The following is a 16,746-nucleotide window of genomic DNA, read 5'->3' on the forward strand; positions in this document are numbered from 1 at the left end:
GGCAGGTGCGATTGTCTTCGCGCCACTGAGCTGGGCCTGTTTCCACTATCCATCGTCGTGCCTGCCTTGCTGCCTCATCTTCTCATCTGATAAATAGTCAAAAACAGAGCATGTGAATTACCTCGATTAGCTGTTGTGCAACAACGTAAAGTGCAGTCTTGATTTATGTTTTGAACAGACCATTGCTATGACCCTTCATGACGCTTGATGCAATCTCTCTGGGGACACGGCCAAATGGAGAGTACAAATCGCTGTTGTTTTCCCCCGGGGGCCTGGCCGCGAGCGCATTTTGCTTTCTCGCCCTCATGCACTGAGCCGCGCATTCAGGCGAAATGCTTCGGTTGAATGAAGGCCTGCACCAGGCTGTTTATGAAGGCCATATCTAAACATTATGACGCTTTATGTTGTCACTTTAAGCTTTTGAAAAAACTATTTATTTTATATTTTTCAAGTGTTTGACTCACTGTGTTTGATTACGTAGCTTGAGGGGGCTTTACAAGCAAATATCAATAACAGGAGGCAGACAATGCTCAAGTTTAAAAAGAAAGTAATGAAAAGCTTGGTGGGTAAGGAATGTCATACCGGGTTGACGAAACATGTGGCCGGTGGTCATGATTTTCCGCCCAGTGCATTTCGTGGCTGTCACTCTAACGATAGTTTTGCGCAAGCTCTGCAAAACTAAAACTCTTGCTGAGATAGTTGCGACAAGCCCGGATCCAACCGACAGGTGAAAATCCCAGGTTGTGTGCCCTGGCATGCCGTAACTCAAATGAGGTGAACGATGGATTTAACGCATGAACAAGCGCTTTATGTAACGGGTGGCACCAATACTGAAAAGAAAGACCTTTCAAAAATTGAGTGTGATCTTTAACTAACCAAAAAGGAAAATAAAATGAGAGTCATTGAAAATAAAGCATTACTTACACTGGTTGCTGGTGGTATTGATGAAGGCGGATGCATCTTGTTCCCGCCGCATGGCCTGAAATAGCACCCAGCCCTGTATAAAATGCATAGCCATCAGTGGTTATGATACAAGCCGCAGAGGTTGTTGTGCGGCTTTTTTGATGCAATGTCTGACGTCCGTCTATCACGCGCTACGGCGCTTAGATAGGGTGAGAAAGCACTGAATAACGTTGGGGGAGTTGTGCCATGCTCTGCCGGGGTTGAGGTGGATTTGTGACCTTGTGACGGGAAAGAAATGAATCACGCGTAATTTATCAGTTATTGTGGTTTGGTTCTTATCATACTGTGAAAAGGTGGTTACAATTGCGCCCAGTAGAAAGTCTCGATTGCATAACTCCGTACCCTGGGGCGGATTAGTGGTAAAAAATAATTAAGGATTCTGTTCAATGGCACTGACAACAGTAATATTAGCCGCGGGTAAAGGTACTCGCATGCGTTCAAAATTACCCAAAGTACTTCATCCTGTCGCAGGCCGGCCGATGGTACAGCATGTGATTGATAATGCAATCTCATTGGGCGCAAGTACGACTAATCTGGTATATGGTCACGGTGCACAACAGTTACAACAGGCGTTGAGCCACAATGAGGTAAACTGGGTACATCAGGCTGAGCAACTGGGGACTGGCCATGCGGTTGCGGTGGCCAAAGAGCATATTGCTGACGATGACACTGTGCTGATTTTATATGGAGACGTACCGCTAACGCGTCTGTCTACATTACAACGCTTGCTGGACGTGACGCCGAAAAAAGGGTTAGCGGTACTAACGGTAAATCTCGATAACCCGATGGGTTATGGCCGTATGTTGCGTGAAAATGGCAAGTTGGTAGGCATTGTTGAGCAAAAAGATGCCACGCCAGAGCAACTCACCATTCAGGAGATCAACACCGGTATCATGGCTGCCAATGGCGGACTACTGAAAACCTGGTTGGGCAAGTTGTCAAATAACAATGCACAAGGCGAATATTATCTGACTGACATCGTGGCGATGGCCCATCAGGATGGCGTTGAAATTACCTCTGCGCAACCTGACGATGCGATGGAAGTAGAAGGTGCGAATAACCGTGTACAGCTTGCCGGACTAGAGCGGGCTTACCAGGCTTGGCAAGCTGAAACCCTGATGCTAAATGGCGTCAGCCTGGCGGATCCAAACCGTATTGACGTGCGTGGTGAGGTGAAAACCGGTCAGGACGTTCAGATTGATGTGAACGTGGTGTTCGAAGGACAAGTCGAACTGGGTGATGATGTGGTCATCGGGCCAAACTGTGTACTGAAAAATTGTCAGATTGGTAACGGCGTTGTCATTAAGGCCAATACACTGATTGAAGATGCAACGGTGGGTGATGCGTGTACGCTGGGTCCATTTGCGCGACTCCGTCCAGGTGCCGTGATGGAAGCAGACTCGCACATTGGTAACTTTGTTGAGATGAAAAAATCGCGCCTGGGTAAAGGGTCTAAAGCAAATCACCTAACCTATCTGGGCGATGCTGAGATTGGTGAAAAGGTGAACATTGGCGCCGGCACCATCACGTGTAATTACGATGGCGTGAATAAATCCAAGACCATCATTGGTGACGGTGCGTTTATTGGCTCAAACTCGTCGTTGGTGGCACCGGTTGAGATTGGCAAGACAGCAACAATCGGCGCCGGATCTGTGATCACTACAAAAGTGGCCGATGAAGAACTGGCGGTTGCCAGAAGCAAGCAGCGTAACATTGGTAACTGGCAAAGACCGGTTAAAAAAGGCTGATGAAAACGGGGGCTTAGGCTCCCGTTTTTGATTCTGGGGTGGTGTGTTTTTCAGACCCGCTATCGTTAGTTCCTTTCTGCAGGTCAAAGTGGTACATTACGGAGAGTTAATTAAAATTTAACAATAAAAAACTCAAACAATCGGGTGTTAGTTAATTATGGAAAATCTCTTTAGAAAAGAAGTATTAGAGAGTAAAAGACACCGGCTAGAAGGAGCTGTAAGTTTAGTTCAACCACCCGTGTTCAAGACACTGGCTTTACTTATCCTGATCGTCGTTGTTATAAGCATTATCTTTCTTGCCAGTGGCAGTTATGCGCGCAAAGAGCGCGTCTCTGGTGTCATAGAGCCCAATACCGGGATACTCAAGCTGGTTGCCCCACAAACCGGGATTATTGCTGAAGTATTGGTGTCTGAAGGAGATTATGTGGAAGCGGATCAGCCCCTGTTACGGGTTGCATCAGCGAAGCACAGTACTCAGTCACTGGAGCTCAATCAGGCATTGCTCAATCAGTATAATTTTCAGTTGCGCAACTTGCAGCAGCAGATCACGCAGCAAAAACGTCAACAAGCGCTTGAACTGACTGAGCTCAGACAACAAAAAGCCACCGCAGAAGCGCGTTTAAAAGAGCTGGATAGTCAGGCGAGCACGTTTGAAAAACGGCTCCAGTTGAATCGGCAAATGGTAGGCCAGATCAGTACCCTCAAAGGCACCGGATATATCTCTGAGCTGGAATTGCAGCGACAAAAAGACACCTTGCTGTCGTTACAGCAGCAGGCTTCCAGCATTCAGTCGGAACGGCTGACATTGGCATCGCAAATCCAACAATATGATACCGATCTGGAAAAACTGCCATTGCAGCATAATGAGCGTCTCAGCCAGCTGGAATCTCAGCAGGCAGATTTACAGATCCAGTTATCATCGGTTGAACAGCAACGCCTTGGCGAATTGCGTGCACCGAAAGCCGGTGTGGTCACGGGATTACTCGGTAAAGTGGGTAAGAGTGTCAATGCAGGACAAAACCTGCTGAGTATTTTGCCGCAAGGCAGTCAGATGCAGGCGATCATTTATGTACCGACGTCGTCGTTTGGGTTTATTAACTTCGGCCAGGAAACCAAACTGCGTTACCACGCCTTTCCATACGAGAAATTTGGCATCTACAACGGCACCGTTAAGCAGGTCAGCAACAGTGTGATCCTGCCAGATGAAACCAGCACGCCGGGTGTGATACAGCAGCCCGCTTATCGGGTTGTGGTGTCACTGGAAGCGCAGCAGATCACCGCTTATGGTAAAGCAACACCACTGCGGGCCGGGATGATGCTCGATGCCGATATCATTGTCGAAGAACGCTCTTTATTGCGTTGGTTATTTGATCCCGTGTTTAGTATTAAAGGACAGCTGTAGGCTGCAACTACAAGAATAAAAAGGCTTTTTATGCACGTTGAAGACGAATCACCGGTACAGCAGTTACAGTTCTGGTCAAGGAAGTCACTGCCTGTCATTTTGCAATCTGAGGCCGCCGAATGTGGCCTTGCCAGTCTCGCCATGGTGGCCGCATATCATGGCTATCACAGCGATCTTACCTCACTAAGGCAAAAGTTCAGTATTTCCATCGAAGGGGCAACCCTGCTGGATATTATGCATTTTGCTGAGAAGCTGGAAATGAGTTCACGGCCCTTACGCATTGAACTCGAAGATCTCGATGCACTGCAAACCCCCTGTATCCTGCACTGGGATATGAATCACTTTGTGGTGCTGAAAAAGGCCAACGAAAAACGCATCGTGATCCATGACCCAGCCTCGGGCGAGAAAACGTATACCATGGCGGAGGCGTCCAAGCACTTCACCGGCGTGGCACTTGAGCTGACCCCGACCAAGAGCTTTGAAAAGAAAGAAAAGAAACCGAGTTTACAGTTCTCGGATTTCTGGAGTCGTATCACCGGCCTGAAACGGTCACTGACGCTGATCTTCTTATTGTCTATTTTACTGCAAGTGTTCACCCTCGCTGCGCCATACTATATTCAGCTGGTGATCGATGATGTGGTATTAACCGGGGATACGAACTTATTAACTGTTCTGGCTACCGGCTTTTTCCTGGTGCTGGTATTTGAAATCGCCACCAATGCGTTGCGGGGCTTTACCTTGCTGCATTTTGGTAACCAGATGAATATTCAGCTCGGTGCCAACCTTTTCCATCATCTGGTGCGGCTGCCGATTTCGTATTTTGAAAAACGTCATATGGGTGACGTTGTATCCCGTTTTGGCTCATTGCAGCAGGTGAAGCAAATTCTCACCACTGGGGTGATCGAAGCCATCATTGACGGGCTGATGGCCATCATCACACTGGCCATGATCTTCTTTTATAGTCCCACTTTATCGGCTGTGGTCCTGGCAGCGGTAATAGCCTATGCCATTGTGCGCATTGCCATGTACCGACCGTTTCGCAATATCAGCGAGCAAGAGATCATGGCGCGCGCGGAAGAAAACTCCAACTTCATGGAAACCGTGCGAGGCATTCAGACGATCAAACTGTTTGGCTCAGAAGTAAAACGCGAAGGTCAGTGGCAAAACCGCTATGCCAATGCCATTAACCAGAGCATTCGTCTGGGGAACTTTCAGATTGGTTACGATGCCATCAACCGGGCGTTGTTTGGGATTGAAAACATACTGGTAGTGTATCTGGCGGCGCACTTAGTGCTGGATGGCGGATTCAGTACCGGGATGTTGTTTGCGTTTATGTCGTATAAGCGCCAGTTTATGGACAAAACAGCCAACCTGATTGAGAAGCTTATTGAATTTAAAATGGTTGGACTGCACTTTGACCGTATCGCGGATATCGCGTTGACTGACAAGGAGATCCTCCAACCAGATCAGGTCAAACAGCATCAGGTGAAGGGTCAGATAGAGTTACGCAATATTTGCTTTGCGTATTCCGATGCGACCCCGAATGTGCTGAATGATCTCAACCTGACCATCGAAGCGGGCGAGTCAGTGGCGATCACCGGCCCTTCCGGTTGTGGTAAATCGACCCTGCTGAAAATTATGTTAGGCCTGAACTTGCCAAAAAGCGGTGAGATACTGATTGACGGCGTGCCTATGGAGCAGATCGGTGCACGTCAGTATCGTCAGCAAATTGCCGCCGTGATGCAGGACGATGAACTCTTGTCCGGCTCCGTGGCGGATAACATCGCCTTTTTTGATACACCGATTGATATGGAACGAGTGGTTTATTGTGCCCAACTTGCTGCGATCCATGATGATATCAGCCAGATGCCGATGAACTACGACAGTCTGATTGGGGACATGGGATCGAGTCTGTCAGGGGGCCAGAAACAGCGTATCATTCTGGCGCGTGCCTTGTATAAACAGCCTAAAATTCTGTTTATGGACGAAGCCACCAGTCACTTAGATACCAACCTGGAGTCAGACATCAATGAAGCGGTATCGCGCCTGGATATTACCCGGGTAATTATTGCACACCGTAAAGAAACCATCGCCTCTGCTGATCGGGAAGTCAGGCTGAAGAAGGCAGACATACCGGACCCTTATGCACAAGAAGAAGAATCTGTGTGTGAATAAGGCCACGCGGCATTGTTTTTAATATGTAAAAATTATGAGTGGTTGTGGTTGAGCGGGCGGATATTTTAGGTTAACGTCAAATAAGGCTACACAGGTACAAACGGGGAAGCATGCATTATGGGTGCATGCTTACCGGCGCCGACACGATAACAATAACGAAAGACGAACAGATTAAGGATGAACATGGCAGAACAATTTGCATTGTCGACGCAGCAGCGCGACACCATCAACACCCTCCTTGCAATTATCACAGACAAAGTCAGTACCAGCGTACGAGACGCCAATTTACCCCATGGCTTGCTGAGCGGGTTAGCAGGTCAGCTGCTGTTTTTATACAAAGCCTATGAGTATGATGCGAGCCTGGTCGACGAAGCGTTGTTTACAGAGAAGCTGGAAGCGCTCCAGGAAGGATTGGATCAGCAGAGTTTTGAGATGAGTAATGGTCTGGCGGGACAAGCCTGGCTGCTGGAGTACCTGAATCAGGCCGATCCTGAAAATTACGACCCGGAGCTACTGGAAGAAGTCGACGAGCTATTCCGCGAGTCACTGGATCATCAACCCTGGCAGGGTGAAATCGAAATGGTACTGGGGCTGTCCGGGTTTGCACCTTATGCCTCCCGTCGTGCTAAGCAGTCTGATCAAACGGCCCTGTATGACGTGATTGTCAGTGGCCTGGAAAGCACCGCCACCCGGTTTGACAATGGCCATATCACCTGGTCACAACCACAAGAGTCCGTTTATCGCTTTAACAAAGATGAACCCACTGAGCCTGAGTATAACCTCGGCCTGGCACATGGTGTGCCGGGGATCATCGCGGCGTTGTTACCCGCAGTGCAGATCCCGGCGTTGAAAGAGCGGGTGACAACCCTGTTGCTGGGCGCCTGTGACTGGTTGTTAGAGCAGCAAAGTACGGACTGCACTTCGCATTCGTGTTTTGGCTCCAGCGCAGGGGGCGAGCACCACTCACGCCTGGGCTGGTGTTACGGTGACCTGACCATTGCCATGACTTTGGCACGGGTCGGCCAGCAGCTGGACCGCCCAAGTTATGTTGAGCGGGCCCTTGAAATCGGCTTGCACGCTGCCGGACGCGATGAGCGGTCTGGTCATATTACCGATGCCGGCCTCTGTCATGGTTTTTATGGTATGGCGGTAATTTATCAGATCCTGAATCAACTCATGCCGCACCCACGCTTCGTTCAGGCAATGCAATACTGGGTTGACTACTCGCTTCAGCAATACACCGAGCGGGGTGTTGAGTCCCTGTACGCATACAATGGCTTAGATAAAGCATACAACGAAGATTTCGGATTTCTTATGGGCTATGCCGGCATAGGCCTGGCATTAACTACTTTATTTGATGACGACACAGGTTGGGTTGATTGTTTGTTAATGGCATAGGGAGTGAGTGATGTCTAAACAACTAAAAAATGACGATTTTTTTGTAATTCGTACGCCTCGTCTGGGGCTGGAGCAATTGGCACAGTTCGGACAGGACGATGCCGACACCAATGTGCTGCTGGCTGCCTGGCTGGCCACGCCTGGGGTCGAAGAAGCCATTTATCTGGCCAGCCCGTCTTTGCTTGAGCGGATTGATCAGTGGCGCACCAAACCTGACTCTAAGCAGGGGAAAAAGGTGGCGCATGCGCTGATAAAATACATGGTCCGGATGTGTTCCCGACCCACGCCATTCGGCCTGTTTTCTGGGATCCATCAGGGCAGTATCGCGCCACACACAGCGCTGAATGTTGCCGAGTTAACGCAGGATAGCCGTAAAACCCGGCTCGATATGTTTTATCTCAATGCGCTGAAAGATCACTTTATCAAGCATGCCTCACGCTCGGATACGCTGACCTATAAGCCGAATTCTTCTCACTATTTTATTGCTGAGCAATGTCGCTACATAGAAACTTACCTGTCCGAAGAGACCATGCAGTATCGTCTGAGCGCAGTGGAAAGTGACGAGTACTTCCGTTTTGTGCTGGACGCTGCACGCGATGGTAAAAGCTTCAATGCCCTGGTGGCGCAGTTTTGTGCCGAGTATGATGAGGCCGACCAGGAAGAGGTCGAAGCCTATGTTCAGGACCTGATTGATGAAGGCGTGTTACTGGCGGATATTCCCTTGCCGCTGACCGGTGAATCACCGGATCGCGCCTTATTAAAATCCATCACCGAAATTAAAGAGCTCGACACGGCAGATAAGCTGGCGACAGCACTGGCGCAGATTGATGCACTGGATGCACAAAAAACCGGGGACATTGCCCCCTATAAACAATTGTTGGCTCACCTGCAAACCCTGCCAGTGAAGGTGCAGGAAAATAAGCTCTTCCAGAGTGATATTTATCGTGATTTTAATGACTGCCAGTTAGCTGAGCAGGACGTCTTGCGCCTGCAAAAACAACTGGAGCTGATCGCGGGTTTGAGTGTCTCTGAGCAGGGCAACTCGCTGAGTCAGTTTATGACGAAGTTTAATGCCCGCTTTGAAGGCCAGTTTGTCCCGCTGGATAAAATCCTCGACGATGAGTCCGGAATAGGTATCTCCACCGAAACCGGGTATGAGGCACCTCTGGTAGCAGGGCTGAACCTGGCCCGTGGTGGCTCTGCTCAGCAGACTATGCCGGAAGTCAGCGTGCTGGATGGCATTGTTGAAGATGCCCTGAGCCAGCCTCAAAATCGCGGTAAAGACTGTGTGGTATTACGTGGCAAAGAGCTGAAGCAAAAAATCACCAATAAAGATGCCGTTACCAAGTTCCCGTATTCATTCGCTATCATGGTAAGCCTGTATCAGGATGACCGTGGCAATCCGGTACACAAATTTAATGGTTGTTATGGTCCTTCCGCGGCCAATTTGCTGGGTCGTTTTTGTCACCTGGATGACGGCCTTAAAGACAATGTGGTGGCCCATCTGGCCGCCGAGCAAGCACACAGCGACGAGGTGATTTTTGCCGAAGTGGTGCACATGCCGGAAGGGCGTCCGGGTAATGTCATCGCGCGTCCGCATCTGCGTCAGTATGAAATTGTGTTCCTGGCCGACAGCGCCCTGGATGATGAGTATCAGATCCCGTTAAGTGATCTGTATGTCTGGGTCGAAGGCCAGCGCGTGAAGCTCTGGAGTAAACGACTCAATAAACAAGTGGTGCCGCGTTTGTCGAGTGCCCATAACTACTCAGCTCGCAGCCTGAGTGCATATAAATTCCTGTGTATGCTGCAACACCAGGATGGCAGGCCGCCGCAGTTTAAGTTGCCAGCCAGTCTGGAGCGGGCGTCGTTTGTGCCACGCCTGATGCTGGACAACCTGATCCTGAGCGAAAAAACCTGGCGGATCGACAGAACCGAACTGGAAGCCATCAGCAAAAAAGGTCAGTTCGATCGCGCTAAGCTGGATGCCTTACTGGCAACCTATCAGCTTGACCCGCAGATCAGCTTTGCGATGTCTGACAATGTGTTACAGCTGGACTTACGCAACCCGGATATGTTTGCGATTTTACTGGCCGAGACAAAAGGCCATAGTCGGGTTGAACTTAAAGAAGTGCTCAGCCAGCATTTTCCATCCAGAGTGGTCGATGCACAAGGCAATCATTACAGCAATGAAGTCATTATTCCTTTTACCAATGAGCATGCGCCACCGCATCGCCACTTCAGCGATGATCCACTGGGCAACATCACCGCAGCCCCATTGAAGCGTCGCTTTAGTGCGGGATCTGAGTGGTTAAGCCTGAAGATATATTCGGGTAATTCTCTGGTTGAACAATTGCTCACGGAAGAATTGTTACCCATGATAGAGCAAAGTGGCGACCTGTACGACAAGTGGTTCTTTATTCGTTATGGCGATCCGGATTGGCATCTGCGCTTGCGTTTTCATGGTGACCCCGGGCTGTTATGCGGCCAGTTGCTGCCTAAACTGAATGCTCTGCTGGATCCCAAAGTAGAGAGCGGCGAACTACATAAAGTCGAACTGATGACGTACGAGCGTGAAGTAGAGCGTTACGGCGGCCCTGAATCTATGGCTTTGGTAGAGTCGCTGTTTATGTACGACAGTGCGCTGATCGCTAAAACCTGTGCCTTGATTGATGAGTACGGTGAGGATGTACGCTGGCGTATGGCGCTGGCACACACCCATAAACTGCTGGATTTGTTTGAATACGATGAAGCCGGTCGTTTTGCGCTGATCAGTCAGTTACGCGATGGCTTTGGCAGAGAGTTTAATGAAACCAGTGTACTGCGTAAGCAGCTGGGGAATCGATATCGTGATTATGAAGCACAGCTGGATAAGGATTTTGCGGTACTGACTCAGCAGCCGCAAGCACAAGCGGATGAAGCACAGCAGGCGTTGTTTGCTATCTTGTCGCAATGGGTGCTGGCAGCAGAGCCGGTGGTGACGGTGCTTAATCGCATGATCGATGAAGGTAAGCTCAATTGCAGCAAAGATACTTTACTGGGCTCGCTGCTGCATATGCACAATAACCGGATGTTCAAGGCCTATGGTCGTGAGCAGGAGCTGGTGATCCACGATATGCTGCGTCGTAAGTATTTTTCGGCCGATAAAAAAGCCGATTAAGAAACCAAAAGACAAAAGCGCACCCTGAAGGCGACTTTAGGGGCGCTTTTTGTGTTTTCAGGGTCCATTGGCTACTTTTTAGTAAAATCACAACACAGGACGACCTCATGATGCGTATCATCAAGTACTGGCTCTGCACCCTGGCGCTGGGCGTGTGCAGCCTATCCGGGCTGGCAGCAGACAACCCCCCCAGGCAGCTCGCTCAGGAGCTAGCGGTCTTTCAGCCTTTCCTTGGGACCTGGCAGGCTGATTTCGCGGTCCCTGCAGACCAGCCGCCGATGCGTGATATCAGTCGCTGGGAACGTGCGCTGAATGGCACGGCTGTGCGCACTTTGCATTCTATTAATGCCGGTATGTATGGCGGAGAATCTCTGATCTTCTGGGATAAGAGTAAAAGCGCCCTGGTTTTTTATTATTTCACCACCGCCGGGTTCTACACCCAGGGAACGATAGAGGTACTCAGCCCTACCGAGTTCGTGGCCGTTGAGGATGTGACCGGCAGCAAAGACGGCATTACTCAGGTAAAATCTATCAGCCGGTTTAAAGAGGGCCGCTTTACGGTATCCACCCAGTATCTTAAGCAAGGCACCTGGACAGAGCCAGAGCAGCGTACCTATGTGCGTAGCAATGAGACAGTGCAGTTTAAATAACTGTGAAGTAAATCATAACAATAATAAAGAGTTAAACATGCTCACCCCGCTTAGTATTTCAGGGCTGACTTTGTTTCAGGTGATCTTTGCCTGGCAGATGTGTTTTGCCGCCATACTCGTGTGGCAACACCCGAAAAGTCGCTGCCTGATGTTCTTTTTTGTATTTCAGGCCCTGCTCTGTGTTGCTAACGTACTTGAAAGTGCTGGCTATGCGTTGGCAGGGTACGTCATTACCCCGGCTTTTACTGTGGCCATGGGGCCGGCCTGGTATCTCAGTGTCTGCACACTGGTAGGCGCATCAGGAGGTGCCCTTAAATCTGGTCGTCATTTGTTATTGCCTCTGGTATCGCTGGGCCTGACCGACTATGTTCAGCCGCTGATAGCGCTGGGCAGCGTGATGCTATTGTGCTATCTGGTGGCGTGTTTACGGCTGCTACGAGATTATCGCGATACGGTGTATCAGGTCCATGCTGATGCGCCGACTATGGGCCTGAACTGGCTGACCTGGTTGCTCGGCGGTTATGTCGTACTGAGTTTGACTGATTTTGTGCGCATGAATGTTCAACCCATCACGCCCATGCCGTGGAAAGCCTACTGGTATTTTGCTCACGAGGTGGGCTTTTTTGGCATTCTGTCTTTGTTGCTGGTGGGGGTGATAAAGCAGCCACACTTTTTTAATCGTCTGGCACAGTATCAGGCGCTGAGTCAGCCCGAAGAAGCGGATCAGGACAAGCAGTTAGCCCTGTCAATATTTGAGGCGGTGGACGCACAGATAAGAGAGCAGGCATTATTTTGTCAACCAAGGCTGAGTATTCAGCACATTGCGGATCAGCTATCACTGGGTGTGAAGCAGGTTTCGTGGGCGATTAATTCGGTCTCGAACAATAACTTTTCTAATTATATCAATGAAATCAGGCTTGAGCAGATAGAGAAACAGTTAGCCGATCCGGCGTATGCAGAGGTCTCGATACTCAGCATTGCGATGGACAATGGGTTTAATGCCAAGTCGACCTTCAATCAGGCCTTCAAAGCACGCACGGGGATGACGCCCACCCGGTATCGTACCCATTGTCGTACACTGTCTGCGGTTTGATTAACCTGACACTTAACTTTGACCGTACAGAATCCGGATCCTGAACGAATAAAAGTAGCTTTTTCAATATATTGGTTCTCAGATTAGAAGGAGAACCAGATGTATAAAGCTATTTTGGGACTACTCGGATTCATCGTATTGAGTGGTCAGCAGTTACAGGCAACGCCATCGCGAGGCACGCCCGGGTATCATAACGATGCGTATCAGATCCCGGTTTTGCCCAATCAGTTGCGCGATCCGGTTGGCTATTACCATAACAAAGAGCAGCTGTTTACGCTGGTTGAACAGGAAAACTGGCCTGCGGTCGTTAAACTGGCTACCGTGCTGACCAGAGACTACCAAAACGATGGGGTCACCTGGTATTTGCTGAGTCTGGGCTATCGGCAGCAACAACGCTGGCAGGACGCCATTGCGCCCCTAAAAAGGGCATTGCAGTTGGGCGTGCGGCTGCAACGTTTGCCGAAGTGGCATGATAATCCCAATGATATGATGATGACTCTGGCGGAACTCTATGGTGCGCTCAAAGACAAGCACAATGCCATGGTGTGGCTGGAGCGAGCGCTCCGAGCGCGCTGGGATGATAAACCCTCACTGACGGGTCGCAGTGTGTTTAGCCGCACGCCGAATCCACATTTTGCCGCATTTGCACAAGACGCCGACTATCGTCGCTTAGTGGGGGCTGAGCCTGCCCCTGATTTGGACAGAGATGCGCGCTGGCGCCACGATCTGCAGTATCTGGCTGCGGAGATCCGGCGTTTGCATGTGTCGGCCTTTCATCGCATGAGTGAGCAGGCCTTTGCGCACAAAGTGGCGCAAATTGATAAACGCATTCCCGCTTTGCGCGATCAGCAAATCGTATTTGAGCTGATGCAGTTGCTCGGTATGCTGGAAAATGGCCATAACTTTATTATCCCGGCATGGGGTAAGGCAGGTAATTATCAGCAGCTGCCCGTGCAGTTTTATCTGTTTGAAGAAGGGCTGTTTATTGTGGCGGCTGACCCAGACTATCAGCACTTCGTCGGCATGCAGGTTTTGACCATAGGCAACACACCGGCGTTACAGGCGTTGGCAAAAACGGGAGAGGTCAATCCGCGAGACAACAATATGCAGCAAGCCTGGCTGGGACCTTATTATTTGAGTCTTGCCCCGGTATTGCAGGGGCTGGGGATCATTGAACACAGCAATGAAATTGCCGTGACAGTCCGTGGCCATGATCAGCAAACACAGCAGTTGGTACTGACCCCACGCACCATGCAGTTTAATGGCTTTCCTAAGTTGCCGCGTCAACACCCGCATTCAGGTCCTTACTGGTCAAAATTATTGTCTGAACACAAGGCGTTATACGTGAACTTTAATGCCGTGCATGAACGCCAGGATGTGTCGCTGGATGCCTTTAATCAGCAGCTGCGCGAGCGTTTACTGGCCGGGCAAGCCGAGCACTTTATTTTGGATCTGCGTGATAACAGCGGGGGAAATGGTTTTTTATTGCCCAGCACCATCGCCACGGCGGTGCTGTTTGAGGCACTCAAACCAGATGGCAAGTTGATGATCCTGACTGGGCGCAACACTTTTTCGGCTGGCCATGATCTGCTTATGGGGATCAGCAAGCTGACCAGCGCGGTTGTGGTTGGCGAACCTTCGGGCACCCGACCTAACGCCATCGGCGAGGCAGGCTGGTTTACTTTGCCTTACAGTGGCCAAATTGGCGTGATCTCGTCGCAGTTTCATCAACAGGGTGCTGCAGAGGACAGTCGGGTTTGGGTGGCGCCGGACCTGCCCGTTGCTTTGACGGCAAAGGATTATTTTTCCGGCAAAGACGCAGTACTGGAGGCGGCGCTGACAGGGTTGTCGGGCACATCACGCTGAGCCTGCGTTGTCAGCCGCACATAAGCATCCGCCAGTAACAGTGACGCCTGACCAAAGGTACTGAATGGCTTGGTTTTACTGTTGATATTAACCGCCACGCTGAGCTGGTGCTCGGGCACTACAATCAACATACTTTGCGAGCCCCGTGACACACCTCCGTGATGGTAGTAGGTAAATAAAGGGGTATCGCCAGGCTGGTACTCATGACGGCGCCACCCCAGCGCATAGTTTTGCGGATTCACCTCGCCGTGATTAAGGCGCTGTGGCGTCCAGATCTGTGCACGCACATCGGTGTGTAAATAGCTGGGGTCCAGATAACCACTGCCCAGCCGCACCAGATCGCCCGGTGTGCTGATCAAACCACCCCCAGCCAGGCGATGGCTGAGATTCACGGCGCGCCACGGAATATACTGCGTATCCTGTCCCCTGCGGTTAAAGTAAAAGGTGGCCAGCTTATCTGCGACTGACTCAGCCCCGCTGCGTGTCATGCCCAGAGGCCTGAATATATGGTGCTGCAACAAATCCAGGTAAGGGCGTTGCGCATGCTGCGCCAGGACCGCACTCAGCAGCACAGTGCCATAACTGGAGTAATAAAAGGCGTCGCCCGGTGCTGAGCGCAGCGGGCCTTCATCAAACAAGGCCACGGCATCCTGTACACGATCAAATTGCTGGCTCAGGCTGAGCGAATGATAAAACCCCAGCAGGTCTTCATTGCCTTTGTAATGGGGTAACCCGGCACTGTGCGATGCCAGGTGGCGCGCCGTAATATCTCGCCAGGCCGGATTCGGGAGCGGCGTCAGGCTGTCGCTTAGGGGGGTATCCAGTTGAAAGCCCTGAGTTTGCATGAGTTTTGCCATCAATGTGGCGGTCACCGCTTTGGAAGTACTGCCAATGCGAAACTGATGCTCTGGCGTCAGCGCCGTGCGTGTCGCAATATCGGCATAGCCCAAAGCGCCCTGCCAGACAATTTGCCCCTGATAGGCCACGGCTGCCGAGATCCCGGGAGCATTGCTTTTTGCCCGGACTGTGTTGAGTATGGCTTCGGCCCTGATGGCGAATGTTGCATGCCCGGGCGCATGAGCTGCCTGATAGGGCAGCGGTCCAGCGGGCAGAGGTGTGGCCGAGGCCAGCACCGGCACCTTTTGCAGATTAAAAGCAAAAAACTGATAAACGGGCCAGCCGAAATAGAGCAGGACCGCTGTGATCACTAAGATCAGCACACTAATGAGGGATTTCATTTTCTTTCCTTAACGCGTTGAATTCACTTAACTATCTGATAAATATCCTTTTAAATCTTACTTAAAATGAAAAATGCTAGCCGAAAGTAAAAATGGCGGGTAATTGATGCGATGTTGTGTGCACTGTCAGGCTGTTTTTTCGGCGGTTTTCGCCAATTTTCCCTGGCCGCTATGTCGTTCGAAGCTGGTATGGTGCGGTATTCCTGCGTATGCTTGGATATTCATCTTGTTATTAATCCATGACTTACCAAGACTGGCCACAATTCTAACAACATAAGGACCTGGTCATGACACTCGGACAATACATCAAACAATTAAGACAACAACAGGCGTTGAGCCAGCCACAACTGGCAACACAAATGACCGTAGAGCAGAGCTATTTATCGAAACTGGAAAACGACCATTCTATACCGTCTAATGACGTGTTCAGAAAACTGCTGGCAGCATTACAATTGGATCTGGACAGCTTTATGGCAGGGCTGACGGAGTGCGGAGACAGGCAGCATCTCACGCAGATCCCGGATATTGAGGCCTGGTACCAAAATCTGGATAAGCACCGGCTGGCGCGCAGGCGCAGCTGGCTGATGATGGCGCTGATATGTATTTCACTGGGCTGTGCGCTGTTTTACAGCGGCTATCGGACGATTTTTCTGCCGGAGCATCAGTATGAGTACTTTTCTTATGGTGAACTGCGCGAGGGAGAGCCGCTGGATCTTTATACTCGCTGGTCGCGCTATGTCAGTGAAGCTGAAACGGCAAGCCGGGAGGACTTTGACGCTTTGCGACTGAAGTACCAAAAACGTCGTGCACCTGAATTGTTTTTCAGTTTTGAGTATCGTGGCAGTGCCTTTGTGCAACCACTCGACAATGGGCGTCGCTACTTTGAACTGAAAGCAGAGCAAGGACGCAGTGTACCGCGTGCGGGCAATGCCTGGATGCAGTTCATCGGCATGATGTTGTTCGTCGCCGGTCTGCTTGGCCTGTTTATTGAGCGCCGATATGCCCGGGCTCAGTAAATGGCCAGCGGCACATGAGGTTGGGAAAACCCCGGTTTTG

11 protein-coding genes are annotated in these 16,746 nt (G+C 50.5%); 10 read left to right on the forward strand and 1 reads right to left on the reverse strand.

Going from position 1 to position 16,746, the window contains the following annotated elements; all coding sequences use genetic code 11:
- Positions 1-526 precede the first annotated feature (526 nt).
- The 9 genes from PRUB_RS17395 (at position 527) to PRUB_RS17435 (ending at position 14,452) form a co-directional block, all read left to right on the forward strand.
- A complete protein-coding gene (locus tag PRUB_RS17395) occupies positions 527-682 on the forward strand; it encodes a hypothetical protein (protein ID WP_155946240.1) in 156 nt (51 codons plus the stop codon).
- Between the two features lie 667 nt (positions 683-1,349).
- The gene (gene glmU, locus PRUB_RS17400; protein ID WP_010384896.1) at positions 1,350-2,711 is read left to right on the forward strand and encodes a bifunctional UDP-N-acetylglucosamine diphosphorylase/glucosamine-1-phosphate N-acetyltransferase GlmU; all 1,362 of its coding nucleotides are present in this window, start codon (positions 1,350-1,352) and stop codon (positions 2,709-2,711) included.
- 157 nt (positions 2,712-2,868) lie between these two features.
- Positions 2,869-4,113: an HlyD family secretion protein gene (locus tag PRUB_RS17405; RefSeq protein ID WP_010384897.1), complete on the forward strand. Its 1,245-nt coding sequence runs from the start codon at positions 2,869-2,871 to the stop codon at positions 4,111-4,113.
- Between the two features lie 30 nt (positions 4,114-4,143).
- Complete coding sequence (locus PRUB_RS17410; RefSeq protein WP_010384898.1) at positions 4,144-6,288, forward strand: peptidase domain-containing ABC transporter; 2,145 nt, start codon at positions 4,144-4,146, stop codon at positions 6,286-6,288.
- A gap of 183 nt (positions 6,289-6,471) precedes the next feature.
- Positions 6,472-7,686 (forward strand): lanthionine synthetase C family protein, encoded by a 1,215-nt coding sequence (locus PRUB_RS17415; RefSeq protein WP_010384899.1) that lies wholly within the window; start codon positions 6,472-6,474, stop codon positions 7,684-7,686.
- Positions 7,687-7,696: 10 nt separating this feature from the next.
- On the forward strand, positions 7,697-10,843 hold the full coding sequence (locus PRUB_RS17420; protein WP_010384900.1) for a lantibiotic dehydratase: 3,147 nt from the start codon (positions 7,697-7,699) through the stop codon (positions 10,841-10,843).
- Between the two features lie 107 nt (positions 10,844-10,950).
- Positions 10,951-11,493: a hypothetical protein gene (locus PRUB_RS17425; protein WP_010384901.1), complete on the forward strand. Its 543-nt coding sequence runs from the start codon at positions 10,951-10,953 to the stop codon at positions 11,491-11,493.
- A 37-nt stretch (positions 11,494-11,530) separates the two neighbouring features.
- Positions 11,531-12,586, forward strand: coding sequence for a helix-turn-helix domain-containing protein (locus tag PRUB_RS17430; RefSeq protein WP_052026395.1), 1,056 nt, complete (start codon positions 11,531-11,533; stop codon positions 12,584-12,586).
- A 99-nt stretch (positions 12,587-12,685) separates the two neighbouring features.
- Positions 12,686-14,452 carry a S41 family peptidase gene (locus tag PRUB_RS17435; RefSeq protein WP_010384904.1) on the forward strand — a complete coding sequence of 589 codons (1,767 nt, stop codon included), beginning with the start codon at positions 12,686-12,688 and terminating at the stop codon, positions 14,450-14,452.
- Here PRUB_RS17435 and PRUB_RS17440 read toward each other — a convergent pair.
- Complete coding sequence (locus PRUB_RS17440) at positions 14,386-15,690, reverse strand: serine hydrolase domain-containing protein (RefSeq protein WP_021032744.1); 1,305 nt, start codon at positions 15,688-15,690, stop codon at positions 14,386-14,388. The genes PRUB_RS17435 and PRUB_RS17440 overlap by 67 nt on opposite strands.
- 287 nt (positions 15,691-15,977) lie before the next feature.
- On the opposite strand from PRUB_RS17440, the gene PRUB_RS17445 reads away from it, so the two are divergent.
- Positions 15,978-16,706 (forward strand): helix-turn-helix domain-containing protein, encoded by a 729-nt coding sequence (locus tag PRUB_RS17445; protein ID WP_010384906.1) that lies wholly within the window; start codon positions 15,978-15,980, stop codon positions 16,704-16,706.
- Positions 16,707-16,746 lie beyond the last annotated feature (40 nt).

The sequence above is a fragment of the Pseudoalteromonas rubra genome, from assembly GCF_000238295.3.
GTDB classification, from domain to species: domain Bacteria; phylum Pseudomonadota; class Gammaproteobacteria; order Enterobacterales; family Alteromonadaceae; genus Pseudoalteromonas; species Pseudoalteromonas rubra.